Annotated in this window: 17 protein-coding genes, 2 pseudogenes and 1 CRISPR repeat array; of the genes and pseudogenes, 15 read left to right on the plus strand and 4 right to left on the minus strand. The window is 50.8% G+C overall.

The window, feature by feature from the left end; genetic code table 11:
* The first annotated feature begins 197 nt into the window (after positions 1–197).
* The 14 genes and pseudogenes from N685_RS0113245 to tnpA all read left to right on the plus strand — a co-directional run.
* Entirely contained in the window at positions 198–2,291 is a 2,094-nt protein-coding gene (locus tag N685_RS0113245; protein ID WP_031409083.1) for a BglG family transcription antiterminator, read from the plus strand.
* A 5-nt stretch (positions 2,292–2,296) separates the two neighbouring features.
* Positions 2,297–2,740, plus strand: a complete 444-nt coding sequence (locus N685_RS0113250; RefSeq protein WP_031409085.1) for a PTS sugar transporter subunit IIA — start codon at positions 2,297–2,299, stop codon at positions 2,738–2,740.
* Complete coding sequence (locus N685_RS0113255) at positions 2,740–3,903, plus strand: mannitol-1-phosphate 5-dehydrogenase (protein ID WP_031409087.1); 1,164 nt, start codon at positions 2,740–2,742, stop codon at positions 3,901–3,903. The genes N685_RS0113250 and N685_RS0113255 overlap by 1 nt, the downstream gene beginning before the upstream one ends.
* A 190-nt stretch (positions 3,904–4,093) precedes the next feature.
* Positions 4,094–5,194: direct repeats of the CRISPR family, unit length 30 nt; unit sequence GTTTTTATCGTACCTATGAGGGATTGAAAC.
* Between the two features lie 225 nt (positions 5,195–5,419).
* Positions 5,420–6,460, plus strand: coding sequence for a Bug family tripartite tricarboxylate transporter substrate binding protein (locus N685_RS0113265; protein ID WP_031409089.1), 1,041 nt, complete (start codon positions 5,420–5,422; stop codon positions 6,458–6,460).
* A gap of 54 nt (positions 6,461–6,514) precedes the next feature.
* The gene (locus tag N685_RS0113270; protein WP_031409091.1) at positions 6,515–6,979 is read left to right on the plus strand and encodes a tripartite tricarboxylate transporter TctB family protein; all 465 of its coding nucleotides are present in this window, start codon (positions 6,515–6,517) and stop codon (positions 6,977–6,979) included.
* A 13-nt stretch (positions 6,980–6,992) separates the two neighbouring features.
* Positions 6,993–8,519, plus strand: coding sequence for a tripartite tricarboxylate transporter permease (locus N685_RS0113275; RefSeq protein WP_031409093.1), 1,527 nt, complete (start codon positions 6,993–6,995; stop codon positions 8,517–8,519).
* Between the two features lie 70 nt (positions 8,520–8,589).
* Positions 8,590–10,188, plus strand: coding sequence for an ATP-binding protein (locus N685_RS0113280; protein ID WP_031409095.1), 1,599 nt, complete (start codon positions 8,590–8,592; stop codon positions 10,186–10,188).
* 13 nt (positions 10,189–10,201) lie between these two features.
* Positions 10,202–10,894: a response regulator gene (locus N685_RS0113285; RefSeq protein ID WP_031409097.1), complete on the plus strand. Its 693-nt coding sequence runs from the start codon at positions 10,202–10,204 to the stop codon at positions 10,892–10,894.
* Positions 10,895–10,945: 51 nt separating this feature from the next.
* On the plus strand, positions 10,946–11,872 hold the full coding sequence (locus N685_RS0113290; RefSeq protein ID WP_031409099.1) for an AEC family transporter: 927 nt from the start codon (positions 10,946–10,948) through the stop codon (positions 11,870–11,872).
* Positions 11,873–11,949: 77 nt separating this feature from the next.
* Positions 11,950–12,530 (plus strand): annotated as a pseudogene (locus N685_RS20085) (DUF4351 domain-containing protein); the annotation flags it as partial.
* 376 nt (positions 12,531–12,906) lie between these two features.
* A complete protein-coding gene (locus N685_RS0113300; protein ID WP_031409101.1) occupies positions 12,907–13,923 on the plus strand; it encodes a LacI family DNA-binding transcriptional regulator in 1,017 nt (338 codons plus the stop codon).
* Positions 13,924–13,941: 18 nt separating this feature from the next.
* Positions 13,942–15,486 (plus strand): gluconokinase, encoded by a 1,545-nt coding sequence (locus N685_RS0113305; protein WP_031409103.1) that lies wholly within the window; start codon positions 13,942–13,944, stop codon positions 15,484–15,486.
* Positions 15,487–15,899: 413 nt separating this feature from the next.
* A complete protein-coding gene (locus N685_RS0113310) occupies positions 15,900–17,249 on the plus strand; it encodes a GntP family permease (protein WP_031409105.1) in 1,350 nt (449 codons plus the stop codon).
* A gap of 279 nt (positions 17,250–17,528) precedes the next feature.
* Positions 17,529–17,732: pseudogene (tnpA, locus tag N685_RS19130) on the plus strand (IS200/IS605 family transposase); the annotation flags it as partial.
* Here the strand turns inward: tnpA and aspA are convergent.
* Both aspA and N685_RS0113325 read right to left on the minus strand, forming a co-directional pair.
* Complete coding sequence (gene aspA / locus N685_RS0113320) at positions 17,722–19,134, minus strand: aspartate ammonia-lyase (RefSeq protein ID WP_031409107.1); 1,413 nt, start codon at positions 19,132–19,134, stop codon at positions 17,722–17,724. The pseudogene tnpA and the gene aspA sit on opposite strands and share 11 nt — an antisense overlap.
* Entirely contained in the window at positions 19,135–20,145 is a 1,011-nt protein-coding gene (locus N685_RS0113325; RefSeq protein ID WP_031409109.1) for an asparaginase, read from the minus strand.
* Between the two features lie 180 nt (positions 20,146–20,325).
* On the opposite strand from N685_RS0113325, the gene N685_RS0113330 reads away from it, so the two are divergent.
* Complete coding sequence (locus tag N685_RS0113330) at positions 20,326–20,655, plus strand: helix-turn-helix domain-containing protein (RefSeq protein WP_031409111.1); 330 nt, start codon at positions 20,326–20,328, stop codon at positions 20,653–20,655.
* A 14-nt stretch (positions 20,656–20,669) separates the two neighbouring features.
* Here the strand turns inward: N685_RS0113330 and N685_RS20090 are convergent, their stop codons facing one another.
* Both N685_RS20090 and N685_RS20095 read right to left on the minus strand, forming a co-directional pair.
* Positions 20,670–20,915 (minus strand): protein kinase family protein, encoded by a 246-nt coding sequence (locus N685_RS20090; protein ID WP_237746903.1) that lies wholly within the window; start codon positions 20,913–20,915, stop codon positions 20,670–20,672.
* Entirely contained in the window at positions 20,912–21,232 is a 321-nt protein-coding gene (locus tag N685_RS20095; RefSeq protein WP_237746904.1) for a protein kinase domain-containing protein, read from the minus strand. The genes N685_RS20090 and N685_RS20095 overlap by 4 nt, the downstream gene beginning before the upstream one ends.
* Between the last annotated feature and the right edge of the window lie 435 nt (positions 21,233–21,667).

A 21,667-nucleotide genomic window follows, 5' to 3' on the forward strand; every position in this document is an offset into this window, starting at 1 on the left:
GGCGGTCATGCGGCTGGAACAACGGAAGCCGCTGAGATCGTATGGACAATTAAAAAATGTCAACAATAACAACGACGAAAACGAAACATCTATTCATTGTCACATCAAGAAAAAAGCCCTTACAATAAGAAATGAGAAGACGCTCAAATATTTTAAACGTGTCAACAGTATGGCCTCAGGATTGGAGGTGAACGGCGATGTACGTATCGGCCCGGGAGCGAAAGCTGCTTGAGCGTTTGTTGGCTGATGAACGGGAAATGACGGTCGGCGAACTGGCTGAGGAGCTGAATGTCAGCGCCCGCACGATCCACCGTGATTTGCAAGGCCTTGAGTCCGTTTTGCGGCGCTACGGGCTCGAGTTGGTGAAAAAAGCGGGGGTCGGCATTCGTCTCGCGGGGGAAAAGAAACAGAAGCAGGCGCTGGCTGTGGAGCTGCTTCATCTTTCTCACCGTGAATATACGCCGGAAGAGCGGCAGCTGATGATTTTAATCGCCTTGTTGGAAGCAGACGAGCCGGTGAAACTCGTCTCATTGGCGAATGACCTAAACGTTACGGTCGCTACGGTCAGCTTGGATTTGGATAAACTGGAGAAAACGGTTGAAGCGTACGGGCTTTCGCTCATTCGCAAGCGCGGGTACGGCGTCGAGCTTACCGGTTCTGAATCGGCGAAACGGCGTCTCATTGGCGAACTGCTATTTCGCCATGTCGATGAACACGAATTTTTGGCGCTGATGAAAGAGACGATCCAGAGACGGCCGGACGACCCACTCGATACAGTGGCGGAAAAACTGCTCGGGCTGGTCGACCGGAAAAAGTTGGCCGTCATTGAACAACAAATCGCGCAGGTGAAAGAAACGTTCCCGTTTACGATGGCCGACAGTTCGTACATCGCCTTCGTCGTCCATTTGGCGCTCGCCATCGAGCGCATCAGACGGGGGGAAGCGATTCATTTCGACCCGCGTGATTTGCAGGCGCTTCAGGCGACGAGGGAGCATGAAATCGCGGAGATGCTGGCCGAATCGTTAGAAAGAGCGTTTGGCATTGACATCCCCAAAGAAGAGATCGGCTATATGACGATGCACTTAATGGGAGCGAAATGGCGCAGCCGCCAAGGAATTTTGGCGGAGGAGCCGAGTTTGGCCGTCGGCATGAAAGCGCAGCAGCTCATCCGTTTCGTCAGCCGCGAGCTCGGTGTCGATTTGTCCGCCGACCGGACGCTATACGAAGATCTCGTCGTTCACTTGAAACCGGCTTTGTACCGTTTAGAGCACGGGATGGGGGTCGCCAACCCGCTGCTTGATCCAATTAAGCAAGACTACGCGGAACTGTTTGCCATTGTCGCCGACGGAACGAAGCAGCTGTTTGGCGATGTTTCAGTGCCGGAGGAGGAGATCGGCTATTTAGTGCTTCATTTTGCGGCTGCACTCATGCGGGAGAAAAAAGGCTGGCGGGCGCTCGTCATTTGTTCAAGCGGGCTCGGGACGGCAAAAATTTTGGCGACAAGGCTGAAGAAAGAGATTCCAGACATCGCTGTCATCGAACAAGCGTCCGTGTTTGAATGGAAAACGAAAGACGTAAGCGCGTACGACCTCGTCATTTCCACCGTGCCGCTTGCGGAGGAACGCGGCCCGTATTTCATCGTCAGCCCGATGTTGCGGGAGGAAGAAGCGCGGGCGATCCGCGCGTTTTTAGAGCGAAAATCGGCGGCTGTGGCAAAACCAGTAGCACACGAGCAAGATCCGCAGCCTAACCGGCTGACGCTGAAAACGATGAAAGCCATCGGGCGCATCAGTGAGACGATCGTCGGCATTTTAGAAGGATTTTCGCTGCAGGTTGTCAAGCACCGCACCGTTCACGGGCTCTTGTCCGACGCTTGCCGCCGGCTTGAACAAAGCGGCGTCATCGTCGATGCCGAAGCCGTCATCGGGGAGCTGCGGCGGCGGGAGTCGCTGGGCGGGCTCGGCGTCCCTGGCACGTCGCTCGCGCTTTATCACGCCCGCAGCTTCGCGGTCCTTCGCTCTTCGCTGACGATGTATCGGCTTGATGAGCCGCAGACGGTGGCGGGCATGGACGGGAACCCGATGGAAATCAACACCGTTGTGCTGCTTCTTGGCCCTGCGGATGCGGACGAGGAGACGCTTGCTGTTTTAAGCCATATCAGCGCGCTGTTAGTCAAAGATGAGCAAAGCATCGCCGTCTTGGCGCACGGCGATGAGGAACAAGTGTATTCGCTTATCAGCACCCACTTAGAACAATTTTTTGATCATTATTGGACATCGGCGAAGGAGTGAACAAGATGTTGACCCATTCAATTTTAAACAAAGAAAACATTGTGCTAAATGCACAACCAAAAACGAAAGAAGAAGCGATTCGCCTGGCCGGCGACGTGCTCGTCAAGCAGGGGTATGTTGATCCAGCCTATGTGGACGCGATGCTGGAGCGGGAGGAACTGACCTCCACCTATATCGGCAACAGCGTCGCCATCCCGCACGGAACGGAAGCAGCGAAATCGCTCATCAAGCATTCTGGCATTTCGATCGTGCAAGTTCCGGGCGGCGTTGATTTTGGCGGCGGCAATCAGGCAATGATCGTCATCGGCATTGCCGGCAAAGACGGGGAACATTTAGATATTCTTTCGAAACTCGCGCTTGTCTGCGCGGAAGCGGACCATGTCGAAGCGATGGCGAACGCCAAAACGGCTGAGGAAATTCTCGAGCTTCTTCATGAGGTGAACGGCTAATGCGGGCCGTCCACTTCGGTGCCGGCAACATCGGCCGCGGCTTTATCGGCAGTCTGCTGGCGGCGTCGGGATATGAGGTCGTGTTTGTCGATGTCAACGAACAAATCGTCCGTTTGTTGAAGGAGCGGGGAGCGTATCGCGTCATCGTTGCCGGCGAGCGGAGGGAAGAACAGTGGGTGCGCGGCGTTTCCGCTCTCAACAGCCAAACGGAACGGGAACATGTCATGGAGGCGATCGCGGCCGCCGATCTCGTGACAACGGCGGTCGGCCCGCACATTTTGCCGGCCATTGCGCCAGTCATCGCCGCTGGGCTCGAGCGGCGCTTCACGGTTCATCAGCAGCCGCTTCACGTCATTGCCTGTGAAAACATGATCGGCGGCACGGAAGCGCTGAAAACGCACGTCTTTGCCCATCTTTCCGCGGCTGGGCAACAGCTGGCAGATGAAAACGTTGGTTTTCTCAATTGCGCCGTCGACCGCATCGTTCCAAACCAAACGAGCGATGATCCGCTCGCGGTGACGGTCGAGCCGTTTTTTGAATGGGCGATTGAAACGCGAAATGTTATCGGCGCCGTTCCGCCGATTCAAGGGGCTCATTTTGTCGCTGACTTAGGGCCGTATATCGAGCGCAAATTGTTTACGGTCAATACCGGCCATGCATTGGCTGCCTATTTAGGCTATCAAAAACAATACCAAACGGTTCAGGAAGCCATGAAAGACAGCGACATCCGGACGAGTGTCGAGCAGGCGCTTCGCGAGTCAGGCGCCGTCTTAGTGAAAAAGCACGATTGGCATGAAGAAGAGCACCGTTCCTATATCGAAACGACGATCGAGCGTTTCACCAACCCGTCCCTTTCCGATGATATCGTCCGCGTCGCCCGTTCACCGATCCGCAAGCTCGGGCCGAACGACCGACTCATCGCTCCGGCTGTGCAATATTACACTTTATTCGACAGCGTCCCGTCCGGACTTGTCAAAGGCATCGCCGCGCTCTTGCGGTTTGATGAGGCTAGCGATGCCGAAGCTGCTGCTCTCCAGCAAACGATTGAACAACACGGGATCGAAGGCGCGCTTCGGCAATACGCGGGACTGGAGCATGACCATCCGCTCGTCGTGGCGGTGGGGAAAGAATATGCTCAAATGAAACAAATGGATTCGCGTTAAACTTGGAGATCTCTTATATTCTGTCGTCGACCTCCAATCGTGCAAAAACCCCCGGGGGTCGACGACAACCGTTGAAAGCGCCCCCACCTTCCAGCTATCGAAGGAAAAAGAAATTGACACAATTTTTGAAACATGCTATTCTGAAAGCAGCTGCCAACGGAAACACCTGATTTCACGGGCTTTGTTTGGGGTTTTTATCGTACCTATGAGGGATTGAAACAATCAAAGAATCCCATCGCATAGCGCTCTTTTCCGGCGTTTTTATCGTACCTATGAGGGATTGAAACTGCGGTTGGAGACACAGACGAAGTGAGACGATTGTTGTTTTTATCGTACCTATGAGGGATTGAAACCAAATATTTTGAAGTCGATGCCGAGCGGCTGGAGCGTTTTTATCGTACCTATGAGGGATTGAAACTGAACGTTTACGCGCGGCGCTTATAGGCGCTTTTTGTGTTTTTATCGTACCTATGAGGGATTGAAACTGGAGTACAAACAGCGCCGGATTCTACTGTTTATGGTTTTTATCGTACCTATGAGGGATTGAAACCAAACGCGGAAGAAGTGGATGGGAAAGAGGCAAACATTGTTTTTATCGTACCTATGAGGGATTGAAACCTTTTTACGTAAACCTACTACTTACTTGTATTACATGTTTTTATCGTACCTATGAGGGATTGAAACAAATAAATCGAGGAGAAATCCCCCCCATTCCTCGTCTTAGGTTTTTATCGTACCTATGAGGGATTGAAACTCGATATCGATGAACAGACAGAAGGGGAGCTAATTTTTAGTTTTTATCGTACCTATGAGGGATTGAAACTTGAGCGGGAAGGAAATAAAGCTATCGTTTGGCGAGGTTTTTATCGTACCTATGAGGGATTGAAACTGTAGGCAGAGGTAGACAGTACGGAGGACAGATGGAGTTTTTATCGTACCTATGAGGGATTGAAACCTGACGTCCCCGACGATGGTCGTCGAGGCGCGGACTATGTTTTTATCGTACCTATGAGGGATTGAAACATCGAGCAAATGAATATAAAGCTATTGATGTAATTCGGGTTTTTATCGTACCTATGAGGGATTGAAACCCTTCCGGTGCTCCCGAATCCGCCTTCCCGCTCGTGAGTTTTTATCGTACCTATGAGCGATTGAAACAGCATCGATGAGACCAAATCCCGAACATTTTTGGCGTTTTTATCGTACCTATGAGGGATTGAAACAACGTTGTCAATTTGTTGCTGCATATTTGTGAACTGCAGTTTTTATCGTACCTATGAGAGCTGAACAAGAGAAGGCCGTCTATATGGCGGTCTTCTTTTTTATTTTGAAAGATGGAAGCCATTGTCCCCCCCACGATGAAAGAAATGAAGTTGGGTGAAGGATGCTTACAGTGGGGCAATCTTGTGAACAAAATGCACAAAATTCATTTTATTTTCAAAAACTTCACGCCGATCTGGCGGCGTGGTAACGTTATGAATGAAAACGTTATCAAAAAATAAGGGGGCAAGGGAGAATGAAGAAAAAAAGATGGTGGGGGTTGCTTGCCGCTGGGATGATGACAGTGGCTTTGGCGGCCTGTGGGGGCAATGAATCGGCAGGATCGAAATCATCCGGTTCGAACGCTGGCTCATCGACCTCAGACTATCCGACGAAGCCGATCACTATTGTCGCTCCGTCCGGGGCGGGCGGTGGTTGGGATTTAACGGCCCGCGCGATTACGAAAGTGCTCGATGAGACGGGGCTTGTCAAACAAACCATGACGGTTGAAAACAAACCGGGCGGCGGCGGGGCGGTCTTTATGGCCGAATACGCCACCCAAGATGTGAAAAACGATTACAAACTATTTGTCAACTCTCCGCCGATTATTATTAATAACTTGAAAAAAGAAGGGAACAGCCCGTTTGGCTACAAAGACACAACGCCGCTCGCTCAGTTGACGAAAGACTTCGGTGCCATTGTTGTCAAGGCCGATTCAAAGTTTCAAACATTAACCCAATTGCTTGACGCGATTAAGCAAGATCCGAAATCGGTCACTGTGGCTGGAGGATCAGCGCCGGGCTCGATGGATCATTTAGTCGCCATTCTGCCAATCTATAAAGCTGGCATTGATCCGAAATCGATCAAATATGTTTCGTACGATGGTGGTGGTGAGGCGATGGCTGCGTTGCTTGGCGGCAACGCCGATGTCATTGCGACGGATGCCTCTTCTGTTGGCGAATATCTCAAAGCCGGCAAAGTGCGGGTGTTGGCGGTTTCGGCTCCGGAGCGCCTTGGCGGTGTGCTGAAGGACGTACCAACAATGAAAGAGCTTGGCATTGATGCGGAATTTACAATTTGGCGCGGAGTTTTTGGGCCGAAGCAAATGTCCCGAGAGGCAAAGGCGTTTTGGGAAGAAACATTGAAAAAGTTGTCTGAGCACGAGAAGTGGAAAGAAGAACTGCAAAAACAAGGCTGGGCGGCGGAATACCGCAATTCGGCTGAGTTTACGAAATTTTTGCAGGAGCAGGAGCAGCAAATCGGCGACCTTCTGAAGTCGCTTGGCATGCATAAATGAAGCAAGAGGGAAGAACATTCTTCCCCTTTTTTGTAAAGAACAGGAGGAAGAGCCATGAACAAAACGGCTGATCGGATCGCGGCGGTGGCATTCTTGGCGGTTGGTTCCTTGTTTATGGCGGAAAGCTTGCGCCTATCGAAAAGCGCCTACGGCAGTGCGGTAGGACCGAACGTATTTCCGTTTTTGCTTGGACTTGTTCTGGCATTATTAAGCATCAAGCTGTTGTTTGAAACGAGAGGCTATAAGGATTATAAGGATTCAGTGGGAGAGAAGCCGCCACGGCAGTACAAAAAGTTTCTCATCATTTTCATTGCTGCTGTTTTCTATGCGGCGTTGCTTGAAACGGTTGGGTATGTAATCACGACGTTTCTGTTTCTTGTTATCGGCTTTCAAACGATGGAAAAGGGGGCGCTATGGAAGTCGATCGCCATTGCCGCCGGCTTTTCGCTCGGCGTCTACGGCCTCTATGTGAAACTGTTGCAAGGAACGCTGCCAAGCTGGCCGATTTGGTTCCAATGAAAGGAGGGGCATCATGAGTACACTATCGTTTTTGCTTGACGGATTTCAGACGGCGCTGCAGCCGCATAACTTGCTGTTTGCGTTTATTGGGGTGCTGATCGGCACAGCGGTCGGTGTGCTTCCTGGGATTGGCCCGATGAGCGGGGTGGCGCTGCTCATTCCGGTGACGGCGTCGATGACATCGGGCTTGAGTCCCGAGCAGGCGGCCGCCAGTTCGATCATCTTGCTGGCCGGCGTGTATTACGGGGCGATGTATGGCGGTTCGACCACTTCCATTTTGTTAAATACGCCTGGGGAATCGTCATCGGTTGTCACAACGCTGGACGGCTATCAAATGGCCCGGCAAGGAAGGGCGGGGGCGGCGCTTGCGATTGCGGCGATCGGTTCCTTTGTCGCCGGAATCGTTTCGCTAATCGGCCTCGTCTTATTGGCCCAACCATTGTCGAATGTGGCGCTGAAGTTCGGCCCGGCCGAATATTTTTCGCTCATGCTGCTCGGGTTGGCGGCGGTGAGCGGACTGGCCGGCAAATCGATGACGAAAGCATGGATCATGACGGTGTTCGGTTTGTTGCTTTCCACGATTGGGCTCGACAATGTTTCCGGCGTGGCTCGCTTTACGTACGACATTTCCTATTTATATGGAGGTCTCGAGTTTTTAACCGTAGCGGTCGGGCTATTTGCGTTAGGAGAGGTATTCAAGTCCATTCTCCATCATGAGACGAACGACGGGGACATCGCCAAAATCGGGCGCATCTTGCCGACCAAATCGGACTTGAAAGAAAGTGCGGGGCCGATCGCCCGCGGGTCGCTGCTTGGGTTTTTCATCGGCGTGCTGCCGGGAGCTGGAGCGACACTCGCTTCCTTTTTCTCGTATATTCTTGAAAAGAAAATCAGCAAACATCCAGAAAAGTTTGGCCAAGGGACGATCGCCGGCGTCGCGGCGCCGGAGTCGGCGAACAACGGCGCTTCTGGGGGAGCGATGATCCCGCTTTTAACGCTGGGTATTCCGGGATCGGGAACGACAGCCATTTTGATGGGTGCACTCATTATGTACAACGTCCAACCGGGTCCGTTGTTGTTCGATGAGCATCCGGCTGTCGCTTGGGGATTGATCGCCAGCATGTTTATCGGCAACGTCATGTTGCTCATTCTCAACATGCCGCTCGTCAAAGTGTTCGCGAAAATTATCCAGACTCCGACGAAATATTTATTGCCGCTTATTATTGCCATTTCCGTCTTTGGCGTGTATGCGGTGCAAGTGACGACGTTTGATGTGTTCCTGCTGCTGGCGTTTGGCCTGCTTGGCTACTGGCTTGCGGAGCACGACTATCCATTGGCACCGCTTGTGCTAGGGCTTGTTCTCGGACCGATGATTGAAAACAATATGCGTCGGGCCTTGACGGCATCGAATGGCGATTATCTCGTTTTCGTTGAAAAGCCGATTTCGCTCGTTTTGTTGGTGATCGCCTTTTTATGGATTGCTGTGCCGTTTGTCATGAAGTTAAGAGGAAAAACGGTCATTGTCAGTGAAGATATGTAATAATAGAAGAAAGACGTTCCGCCTAATGGGGGGATTGTCTTTCTTTATTTCCGTTTGAGGGGCAAAAGCGATGAAGCTTCAGACACGGTTAATGGTCATCATTTGTTCATTGTTGCTGCTTGTGATTGTGGTTTTAACGTTTCTGTTTCAACATATGTTTGCGGCGACGCTCAAACAACAAATCGGCATGCGGGCGCTAAATGTGGCGGAAACCGTTGCCTCCACTCCGCTTGTGCGTGAGGCGTTTCACGATCCGAATCCATCGGCGCGGCTGCAGCCGTTTGCTGAGCACATCCGCCAAAAGACGGGGGCGGAATATGTAGTGATCGGCAACCGTCAAGGCATTCGCTACGCCCATCCGCTGCCGGATCGGATCGGCAAACCGATGGTGGGGGGCGACAACGGAGAAGTGCTCAAAGGCAAGGCCATTATTTCCGAGGCGGTCGGTTCGCTCGGTCCGGCCATCCGCGGAAAGGCGCCGATTTTTGATGAAAACGGACATGTGATTGGCATTGTTTCAGTTGGTTTTTTGCTGGAGGATATTCAGCGCACGGTGTGGTCATATAGCGTGAAGATCTTTCTCTTCTCCGTTCTTGCCCTTTTGCTCGGGGCGGCGGGCGCAGTGGCGATTGCCAAGGCAGTGAAAAAATCGATTCACGGTCTTGAACCGGAAGAAATCGGCTTGTTGTATCAAGAAAAACAGGCGATTTTAGAAGCGATTCGTGAAGGAATCGTTGCCATCAATCAAGAGGGAACGATTACAATGGTCAATCGAACCGCGTTGAAGTTGCTTGGGTATGAGAACGAACGCGGTGTATTGGGAATGCCTATCTTACAGCTTATTCCCCACTCGAGGTTGCCTGAAGTCATTCGGACGGGGCAGGCGGAATTTGACGATGAAATGGTGTTAGGTGAAGAAACGGTCATTGCGAATCGCATTCCGATAAAAGATAAAACGGGCCGCGTGATTGGAGCGGTGTCGACGTTTCGCAACAAATCGGAGCTGTACCGCCTAACGAAAGAGCTGTCTCAGCTGCGAAGCTATGCGGATGCCTTACGGGCGCAAACGCACGAATTTTCCAATAAGCTGTATTTGATCTCCGGCCTGATTCAACTGGAATCATATGAGGAAGCGCTTGAATTGATTACAAAAGAAACCGACTTGCAACAAAACATTGTCCGGTTTATCATGAAGGAAATTCCGGATCCGATCATTGGCGGGCTGTTGATCGGCAAGTTCAATCGCGCCAACGAGCTAAAAATTACGTTTACGATTGATCGGGAAAGCAGTTTCCGCGATGTGCCACCTGCGATCGACCGCGACCATTTGGTGACGATTATCGGCAACTTGTTGGATAATGCCATGGAGGCGGCTCTCCATAACGGGAAAGAAGAGAAGCGAGTGACCATTTTTTTGACGGACTTGGGCGACGATTTGATTATTGAAGTGGAAGATAACGGTCCCGGCATTGATCCGGCTTTGGCGGAACGAATATATGAACGAGGGGTTTCGACAAAAGCCAATGGCCGTCGAGGATATGGGCTGGATCTCGTCAGTAAAGCACTGGCGATGCTTGGCGGGCAAATCACATGCGAGTCGAAGCAAGGAGCGGGAACGGTGTTTACCGTCATTATCCCGAAGCGGCTGGCTCAGGCTGGCCATCATTGAGAGGGGGGAAGAGATGTCGGTGATTCGTGTGCTGATTATTGAAGACGACCGCCGCATTGCCGAGATTAATCGGCGTTTTGTGGAAAAAGTAGAAGGGTATGAAGTGGTCGGCATCGCCACAAACGCTGAAGAAGCGAAGGAGCTGACCGAGGTGCTACGGCCGGACGTTCTGTTGCTTGATGTCTATTTTCCGGACATGAACGGCCTCTCTTTTTTAAAGTGGGTGCGTGAACGTTTTTCCAATATCGACATCATTATGATCACAGCAGCGCGCGAAATTGACGCGTTGAAACAGGCGCTGCACGGCGGGGTGTTTGACTATATTATCAAACCGATGATGTTTGACCGTTTTGTGGAAACATTAAATCGGTATAAAGAGTATCACGGTAAAATGCAGCAGTGGATGAAAGAAAAAGAGTGGATCGATCAAGAGGATGTCGACAAACTGATCGGGCGAGAAGCCTCAGTTAGGGACCAACCGATGCTTCCGAAAGGCATCCAACCGCTAACCCTTGAAAAAGTGCTTATGGTTGTGAAACAGTGTCAAGATGGTGTGACGGCGGAAGAAGTGGGACGGCAAATCGGCACGAGCCGAACAACGGCCCGCCGGTATTTAGAGTACCTTGTCTCCACAGGGCAAGTATTGGCCGATATTGTTTACGGATCAGTCGGCCGCCCGGAACGGATTTATAAAAAGAGAGGTTGAGCAAGAAGTAAAGCGGCCTTCATCATGGATAAAGAAAGCGGGGGAAGAGCGTTGGCCGTTTTTAGTGGCATTTTGCTTCAAGTGATGGTTCCGATGCTGCTTATGGTCGGGGCGGGAGCGCTATTGCACCGTCTGTTTCATTTTGACATGAATACCTTGTCCAAGCTGAATATGTATGTGCTGTTGCCCGCCGTTGCGTTCATTAACGTGTATGACAGCGAATTGAACGGGAAAGTGTTGGTGTCCGTATTCGGCTTTCTTTTTTTGCAAAGCAGCGGATTGATCGTGTTGAGCATGATGATGGCAAAATGGTTCAAACTTGACCGAAGCATGGCGGCGGTGTTTCAAAATACGATTGTGCTTAACAACTCAGGCAACTTTGGCATTCCAGTGAGCCAATTGGTGTTTCACCAGCAGCCGCTTGGGGCGGCCATTCAAATTGTCGTAACGATATTTCAAAACTTTCTCACGAATACATATGGCGTTTATCAGTTTGTTTCGGGAAACAGGAAACAAGGAAAGTGGATCGCCGAACTATGGAAAAACCCGGTTCTTCATGCGTTATGGCTAGGCGTTGTTTGCCGTTGGCCGCATGTCCCGATTCCCTCATTTGTATGGACGCCGCTTCAACGCACCGCTGACGCGTTTTTAGCCATCGCCCTCTTTACATTAGGGGCGCAAATCGCTTATGCCCGTTTTACCGCTTTGCCGCCGCTATTGTATGTGAGCGTGTTGGGCCGCCTGCTTGTTTCGCCGCTATTGGCTGCGGCATTCATCTTTCTGTTAGGGCTTGACGGGGTGACGGCCCAAGCGCTGCTCATCGCCAGCTCCTACCCTTGTTCGCGCAACACCGCTTTGTACGCGCTTGAATACGATTGTCATCCCGACTACGCTGCCCAGGCAGTGCTGTTATCCACGATGCTTAGTGCCATCACAGTAACGGGCGTCGTATATGCCGCGCGACTGTTGTTTTCGTAAGTTTCGTGTGGCGGCGGTATGGGAGGAAGACTGCTGCTATCTAAAGGGCCATAACGTTACTTTTTTTGCTTTCCGTGAAAATGCCGCGCCGCATTGTTCCAATTGCCATCTTCAGCTATGACGAATCCCGCAATGAACCTTCTTCGTGGCGCATCCAGTTTCCGTTCTTGACCGTTCTCGATTTTCGTTATTTGACGGTGGAGCTATGCAAACTGCCGTGGCGCGCGTACATCAGCCATGACAACCCCGTCGCCACCGCGTTGGTAAGCAAAATGGGGTATAATGAAGAAGAGAAGGTCGAAGTGAAAAAAGAGTTTTTGCGCCTGCTCGTCCGTCTTGAGCTCGATGAGGCGAAACAGCGGTTGTTGTTCGGCTTTTTTGAAACGTATTTGCGGCTGTCTGAAGAAGAGGAAGCGAAACTGCGAAACGAGGTGAGTCAAATGGAGACGGAGGAGGCGAAGCAAGTCACGGAGCTCATCACTTCGTACGAACAGCGGAGAAGCGAACAAGAGGTCAAACAAGGAATCAAACAGGGGCGCCAACAAGGGATCGAGGAGGGAAGCTTGAGGTGGTGAAGCGCATGCTCGCTAAAGGATATGACGTCGACACGATCCGCGAACTGACTGGACTGCCGGTCGAGAGGATTGAAAAGGTGAAGGAGTCAACCCGGCTTTTCGCCGAAGAGACAAACGTTGCCGTCGATCGCCAATTGCATCAAAGCCCAGGGATCGACGGCTTTACGTCCATAAAGCTTGATCAACGCGGTAAGTTCTGTGATCAGTTTGACAACAGAGAAGGTTCGCTCAGTCCATTCAATGTCGTCAGACAGGACGCTCCGAGAAGTATTGCTTTCGTCAAATGGAATAATAGATCGGTAATACAAGCCTGTATGTTTTCCGGCGAGGGGACGAAAATCAAGGGAATTTTACGAAGAAGTATTGTAAACCGCTTTCATTTGTTTTATAATAAAGCTAAACCGGTTTATGAAAGCGCTTTGAGAGCTAAATCGATTTAGGGCAAGAGAGGGATCCCTGTTGAAAAAAGTCACGATGGCCGATGTCGCGAAATTGGCCAACGTTTCCAAAAGTACGGTTTCGCAATATTTGAACAAACGCTACGAGTATATGAGCGAGGAAACGAGAAAGCGCATCGCCGAGGCGATTGAGGAACTTGGCTATCAGCCGAACGTGATCGCTCGCAGTTTGAAACAAAAAACGACGGCGACCATTGGCGTGATCGTTTTTAATATGCTTCATATGTTGACGACGCAAGTGCTGCACGCGATTGAAGAAGAGTGCCAAAAACGCGGCTTTCAAGTCATTGTCTGCAACTCCGGCGATGATCCGGAAAAAGAGAAAACATACATCGAGATGCTGCTGGCGAAACAGGTCGACGGGTTGATCGTCTTTCCCACGGGGAAAAATGAAGACGTTTACCAACGCCTTGCCGCCGAGCGGTTTCCGCTCGTCTTTGTTGACCGGATGGTGCCGGGAGTCGAGGCGGACAGCGTGCTGTTGGACAACTTTGGCGCGGCGGAGATGGCGGTTGATTATTTAGCATCGGGCGGTTATGACCGCATCGCCATTGTCACCCCGCCGCTCGTTCCTTACAACGTGCCGCGGATGGAACGGTTGGCAGGGTTTCGGGCGGCGATGGCGAAAAGAGGGTTTGACATTGACGATAGGAATGTCATCGCCGCTGATCCGGCCGTGCTGCCTGAGGAACTGAAAAAACGGTTTGCTGAGTCCCACCGGCCCAACGCCTTGTTTGCGATTAACGACTTGACATTGATGGGCGTTTTACGGTTTGTCAAGGAGGCGGGTGTGCGCATGCCGGATGAGCTGGCGATCATCAACATCGACGATGTGCCCTTTGCCGATATTTACACGCCAGCGCTGACGACGATCGCCCAGCCGACGTTTGCGATGGGGAAAAAGACGGCCGAGCAGGTATTTTTACAAATCGACCGGAAACGGTCGGGCAAACCGCAAGTGTTTCGTTTCTCTCCGATACTGAAGGAACGGACATCGGTTAGACGGGAGAATAGATGAAGGAAAGGAGGAGAAACGATGACTATTGATGAGCAAGTCGTCATTGGGGTGGACATCGGGACGACAAGCACGAAAGCGGTCGTTTTCGGAGAACGCGGTCGGGTGTTGGCTTCCTATGCCGTTGATTATCCGATCATCCAGCCGCATCCAGGCTTTGCCGAACAAGATCCGGAAGAGCTGTTTGCGGCGGTCATTCAAGCCGTCGGGGCGGTGACGATCCGCCATCGGATTCGTCCCCAGCAGGTGAAAGCGATCGGGTTGAGTGCGGCGATGCACTCGATCATGGCGCTTGACGAATCCGGGCGGCCGCTCACTCGCTTACTCATTTGGGCCGATAACCGAAGCGTCGCCCAAGCGGAGCGGCTGCTGAAAGAGAACAACGGTCTTGACATTTATCGGCGGACGGGAACGCCGATCCATCCGATGTCTCCGTTGCCGAAACTGCTTTGGTTGAAAGAGAAGCAGCCGGATGTGTTTCGGCAAGCCCGTTGGTTTGTCTCTGTGAAAGATTATGTGCTTTACCGCCTATATGGCGATTATATCGCTGACCATTCGTTGGCTTCAGCGACCGGGTTGTTCCGCCTGGATACGCTCGATTGGGACGAGGACGTGCTTTCGTTTCTTGGCATAAGCCGCGAGCGGCTGCCGCGTTTAGCCCCAGCGACATACATCTTGCAAGGGATGAAGAAAGAATGGGCGGATAAAATGGGGGTATCCGCTGATGTGCCGGTCATCATCGGCGCAAGTGACGGCGTGCTCGCCAACATCGGTGTCGGCGCGGTGCTTCCGGGCGAGGCGGCCATTACGATCGGGACGAGCGGAGCAGTGCGGACGATCGCCGCTGCCCCGACGACCGATGAAAAAGGGCGGACGTTTTGTTATGCCTTAACGCCTGGCTATTGGGTCGTTGGTGGACCGACGAACAACGGCGGCATTTTGCTTCGCTGGCTGCGCGACGAGTTTGGCGCCCAAGAGCGGGAAGTGGCGAAAAAGCTCGGCATCGATCCGTACGATTTGTTGACGAAATATGCCGAACGCGTCCCGCCCGGAGCGGAAGGATTGGTGTTTTTGCCGTTTTTATCAGGCGAGCGGGCGCCGTATTGGAACGCGAACGCGCGCGGGACGTTTTTTGGCCTTGGCCTTCACCATCGGCGCGAACATTTGATTCGGGCGGTGATGGAAGGCGTCTGCTTCAGCATCGTATCGGTAGCGCTCGCGATCCGCGATGTCACCGGGCCAATGACCGAAATCCGCGTCTCCGGAGGCTTTGCGAAATCGCCGTTTTGGCGGCAAATGCTTTCCGATATGCTCGGCAAACCGCTCATTGTGCCGCAGACGCATGAGGCGTCGGCGCTGGGAGCGGCGGCAGTGGCGCTGCACGCGTTAGGGGAACTGCCTTCTTTGGAAATGGTGAAAACGTGGATGGACACGACCGCCCGTCATGAACCGAAGGAAGAACATACGCTTATTTACGCTGAGCTGTTTGATTTGTACAGCCGCTTATATGAGCGGTTAAAAGAGGAGTTTGACATCATCGCGGCGTTTCAGCGGCAAGGAGGGTAACAGGCGCTGTCACCTAAATCGGTTTAGGAAGCATCGGCTGCTCCTAAATCGATTTAGGAGAACGTGCGGCCTCGCTTACTTCTTGTTGAAAACGCTTGCTCACTGAGCGAAATCGATTGATTCGAGACGTTGAGAAAAGGAGAGGGGGTGAAGAGCGTCGGCAGGATGAAACCTCAGCCTTGATGGTTGCGCACCTGCCACGTGAGCACATCACTCAAGAAGAAACGATGGTCGAAGAGTCAATCAATAAATGGTGATGACATAGCGTATACCGCTTTTCCGACGGATCGTTTCTCAAATCGAAAAAACCTTGCAACATCGGTTCTTCTTTGCATAATGGACGCTTATGGATTGGGAGAAACCGCTGTTTTTCACCGCTTTCTCAAATAGACGAATACAAGGGGGAACAAGTCATGGGAATTGCCATTGTCATTGCCGCCATTATTGTTTTATTGTTATTGATTACCGCGGCGAAAATGCATCCGTTTGTTGCACTCATTTCCGTTTCCGTCGGTGTCGGGCTGGCGATGGGGATGCCGCTCATCGCTCCGTCGCCGGAAACACCAGGGATCATCGACTCGATTAAAGCAGGGCTTGGCAATACGCTCGGCTTTTTAGCGATCGTCTTGGCGCTTGGGACGATGCTCGGCAAAATGATGGCTGAGTCGGGCGGTGCGGAGCGCATTGCGAAAACGCTAATCAATCGGTTTGGCCAAAAACGCGTCCATTGGGCGATGATGGTCGTCGCCTTTTTAGTCGGGATTCCGGTCTTTTTCCAAGTCGGATTTGTGCTGCTCATTCCGCTCGTCTTTACGATCGCAATGGAGACGGGCATCTCGCTTGTGACGATCGGCATTCCGCTTGTCGCCGGTTTGTCGGTGGTGCACGGCCTCGTCCCGCCGCACCCGGCGGCGATGGCGGCTGTCGGCATCTTTAAAGCAGATGTCGGAAAGACGATTCTTTATTCCATCATCGTCGGTCTGCCGACGGCAATCATTGCTGGACCGCTGTTTGGCAAATGGATCGGCTCGCGCATACACAAATCCGTGCCGGCCGACATCGCCGAGCAGCTCGTGCAGCAGAAAGAAGCGCGTGAACTTCCGGGTTTTGGAAATACGCTGTTTACCATTTTGCTTCCCGTTATTTTGATGTTGATTGCTTCTGTGGCCAACGTGACGCTTGATCAAAAGTCTGAAGCAGCGAAAGTGTTGCGCTTTATCGGTGATCCGATCGTCGCGCTGTTGATCGCCACGGTTTATTCATTCTTTAGCCTAGGCTATGCCCGCGGCTTTACCCGTGACGTTGTTCTGAAATTCGCCAACGACTGCCTCGGTCCGGTCGCAAACATCTTGCTTGTCATCGGAGCGGGCGGCGCGTTCAACAAAGTGCTGCTCGATTCCGGCATCGGCAATCAAATCGCGGAGGTGGCGAAACACTCGCACTTATCCCCGCTCCTGTTAGGCTGGGGCATCGCCGCTCTCATCCGCGTGGCGACCGGGTCAGCGACCGTGTCGATGATGACCGCGGCCGGCATCGTTGCGCCGATTGCTGCGAGCATTCCGGGAACGAACGCGGAGCTCCTCGTTTTGGCGACCGGTGCTGGGTCGTTGATCTTGTCACATGTCAATGACTCCGGGTTCTGGATGATCAAAGAATATTTCGGCATGACGGTCAAGGAAACGCTCATGACATGGACAGTGATGGAAACGATTATTTCGGTGGTGGCGTTTATGTTCGTCTTGCTGTTGAATGTGGTTCTATAACAACAGAGTGGAAGGGGCTGACCCAAAAGGCGATCTCTCCTCAAGAAAGACACAACATATCGTGTGGCAGGGAAGCGGCTGGTGCTTATATATAGCGATGAGAGAGGGTGTCCCAGTCGTTTTGGGACACCCCCTTTTTAACATAATTCCGAAAGAAGTCTCCCACTTCAAGCGTGTGCAGGGCGTAGCCCAACGATAAGTGGGAGATGAATGTCGTTTGGCGTTAGCCAAAGATTTTGGTATAATCAGTCTTAGATATATAAAAGGATTGATATATCAATGAAATTGGATAGTAATAATCATTCAGTATTCTTATTGTATTATCATCTTGTATTGGTTGTAAAGTATCGCAGAGAAGTATTCACCGATGAAGTATCTGATTTTGCAAAAGATATGTTTATAGAAATCGGGAAAAAATATAACATTACTTTGATAGAGTGGAATCACGATAAGGATCATATCCACATTTTCTTCAATGTTTACCTGCGATGCCCGGACTTGTCATCGCATACGGGTCTAAAATATCATTTAATTGCTTTTCGTTCAACAAATCGTACTCGATACATAATTCACGCACCGATTTTCCTGTTTGTAGCGCTTCTTTCGCTACGCGCGACGCCGCTTCATAACCGATGTACGGATTGACTGCCGTAATGACGCCGATGCTGTTTTCGACATGTTGTTTTAGCCGTTCTTCATTCGCTTCAATGCCGGCTAAACAGTAGTCTGTAAACACGCGGAATACGTTGTCCATCATATGAAGCGACTGAAGCAAATTAAAGACGAGCACAGGCTCCATGACGTTTAGTTCTAACTGACCAGCTTCTGACGCTAAACAAATCGTATGATCGTTTCCAATGACTTGAAATGCCACTTGATTGACGACTTCTGCCATGACCGGATTCACTTTCCCCGGCATAATGGACGACCCCGGCTGGCGAGGAGGCAACGTAATTTCCCCTAACCCTGCGCGCGGGCCAGACGCCATAAGACGAAGATCGTTCGCGATTTTTGACATGTTGATCATACATACTTTTAACGCGGCTGATACTTCCGTATAAGCATCTGTATTTTGCGTCGCATCGACGAGATGTTCTGCACGCACAAGCGGTAAGCGCGTCAACTGAACGAGATGAAAAATGACGCGTTCAATATAGGCTGGATCAGCATTTAAGCCCGTTCCGACTGCCGTCGCCCCGATATTAACTTCATACAAATGTTGGCGCGACTGAGCGATGCGCTTCATATCGCGAGCGACGACGCAGCGGTACGCTTCAAACTCTTGCCCGAGCCGAATTGGAACAGCATCTTGTAAATGCGTTCGTCCCATTTTAATCACATGGTCAAACCGTTTCGCCTGATCGGCGAACACATCATGCATATGTTCCATCGTTTGAAGCAGTTGACCGATCATCTTCAGCACCGCAATATGAATGGCAGTCGGAAACACATCGTTTGTCGATTGCGACATATTGACGTGCGTGTTTGGGCTAATGACATGGTAACTCCCTTTTCGCTCCCCCAGCCATTCAAGTGCGCGATTCGCGATCACTTCGTTTGTGTTCATGTTGATGGACGTTCCTGCGCCACCTTGAATCGGGTCGACGATAAATTGATCGTGCCATTGCCCGTCGATCACTTCCTCGGCTGCTTTCACGATCGCTTCACCGATGCGCCGCGGAAGCTGACCTGTTTCCATATTCGCGAGCGCTGCCGCTTTTTTTACGGTCGCCATCGCTTGAATGAGCTCGCGGTGAAGACGATACCCTGTAATCGGAAAATTTTCGGCCGCACGCATCGTTTGAATGCCATAATAAGCATCGTACGGAATTTCTTTTTCACCAAGCAAATCGCGTTCGATTCGTACTGCTTTCGTTTGCATCATTTATGCACCCCAACTTTCCCCTTCTTTTTCTGTCATGTCATTGGCAATCGGTGTTTCCATTATCTTTTTTACGTCAAGCACATTCGTCGTTTTCCCTAACGCCCACATGAGCTTCGGCACGATCGCTTCCGTGTTCATATCGCCTGATAAAATGACGGTATTTTGCGCCACTTTTCGTCCAACTTCATATAAAGTTAAATCTTCTCCTTCTTCTAAACATTGCGTCGTAATGACAACGGCCATGCCATCATCGATCAGTTCCTTCATCTTCGGCAACAAATTGCGCCCTTGAAACGGCACACCGCCGCTTCCGAAACTTTCGATAATGACGCCGCGATATAAATGGCGAATGTAATCAAATATTTCTGGCTTCGTGCCCGGATGAAGCTTCAGTAAAAACACGTCCGGGCAAAGCGACGGATCAAATTGCAACTTGCCGCTCGGCTTTGGCAGTTCGTATTGATAATCGATGCGATCGTGATGAATGTAAGCGACGTACGGATGGTTAATGCTTTCGAACGCATCATAGCTTTTCGTCCGCATTTTTACTGCCCGCGTTCCTAAAATGACGCGCCCATCGAAAACGACGAACACCCCACTCACATTCTCGCACGCAAAACGAAGCGCATCGCGTATATTTTTTTTCGCATCCGTTTTCCGAAAGCCGATCGGCACTTGAGAGCCGGTCAATACAATCGGCTTATTCACGTTTTGAAGCATATATGACAACGCAGCTGCCGTATACGCCATCGTATCCGTTCCGTGCGTCACGACAAAGCCGTCATAGCGATTGTATTGCGTATAAATCGCCTCCGCAATGTCACGCCAATGCTCCGGCTGCATGTTTGTGCTGTCGATGTTCATTAAAATTTGGCTATCTAAATGATACGGCTGATTTTCAATCGTAATGTAGCTCGTCAGCTCCTGTGCCGTCAGCTTTGGCGTAAGCCCTTCTTCGCTCGGCACGGAAGCAATCGTACCACCTGTCGCAAGCAGCAAAATGTTTTTCATTATCGTCACCTCAAATATGGCAGTTTTGGATCATCTCTTGTATTGGTTGTGTCATGTAGTGTAAACTATAAATACATTCGTTCGCGATTCGCGTACATTCATTTCAATTATATTTAGAAAAAGGGAAAATAACAAGTGTTTTTATTCATTTCGCGAACAGCAAAAAGGGGGAGAAAAATGATGATTTCGAAACGATTATCGGAATTAAGAAAGAGAAAGCAATGGTCGTTGCAATATATTGCCGATCAACTGAATATCGCAAAAAGCACATATGCCGGCTATGAGTCCGGTTATCGCCAGCCGTCGCTCGAAGCTGTCAAGGAGCTGGCGGTGTTGTTTGGCACAACGACAGACTACTTACTCGGGGCAACAGACGAGGAGCAACCGTCGATTGAGCTCACTCGCCCGACGGTTCGACTGACAGTAGACGGTGAAGCAGTGACGGAAGACGAAATCATTCAACTCATCGCATTCATCCGCGCGAAACGGGAAATCGAAAATAAAAAATAGGCGCCATGCAACGCCTATCCAATCACATCAGCAACATCGCGCGCCAATTGCGCAACAGATGCATACGGCGCATCAAGTTGCAACATGCGGCGCAACGCGCAACGCGTCTCTTTTGACAAGGAAAGTTCGTCTTCCCAGCTTTTCTCTTTGTCCTCTGTTGGCTCATAAGAAGAATACAATAAAAACAGTAAAAAATGACCGAGGGCATATATGTCGCTTTTTACATCAACTTGACGCCGAAGTTGCTGTTCGAGTGTCAAAAACGGTCCATCTTGTTCATGAAAAAACGCGCAAGTCCGAAATCAATGACATATACAACACCGTCGCGAAAAACGAGATTCGGAATGCGCAAATCGCGGTGAACGATTTCATGGGCGTGAATGTGTTGCACAATCGCCAACACATCCGCCAGCAAGAAAAACGCTTCTTTCTCACCGAATGTTTGTTTTTTTCTCGAAAATAAGCGTTTCGATCGTATCCCCTTCAGTATATATTCCATGACAAGATGCGGAATGCCGCGCACGTCGAACATATCATATAGCTTTGGAATTTGCGGATGGTTTAGCTTTCGTAACATGAGCGCTTCTCGTTCAAACGATGCGATTCGCTTCTTTTTCCCGAGTTCGACAGTGACTAGGCAAACCAAATGCCTCTCGCCCCTTGATACCAAAGGGACGAGAGGCATTTGGGCATACTTCAGGCGTGTATCTAGGAGACCGGTGATTAAAGGAAAAACCCATTTATCTATTGAAGAAAACTTGTCATGCCGGTATTCCTTGCTCTCCTAATGTCACCGAGTTGGACGTGAAATATGTTTTTCATCGTGCTTCAAGAGAAGAGCTTTGCCAAATTGAAAACCTGCATGGTGACCATTTTTCTTTCCATCTACAAACAGGCGCTGGTGAAGAAAACGTCATTTTTTCAGTCTTCTACCTTACGACAGCCTTATTTTTCGTCGGTGTCGCTTGTTTTGACATGTTCCTTTCATTTATTTTATGTTATAATAATGTAA

It is taken from the genome of Geobacillus vulcani PSS1, from assembly GCF_000733845.1.
GTDB lineage: Bacteria > Bacillota > Bacilli > Bacillales > Anoxybacillaceae > Geobacillus > Geobacillus vulcani.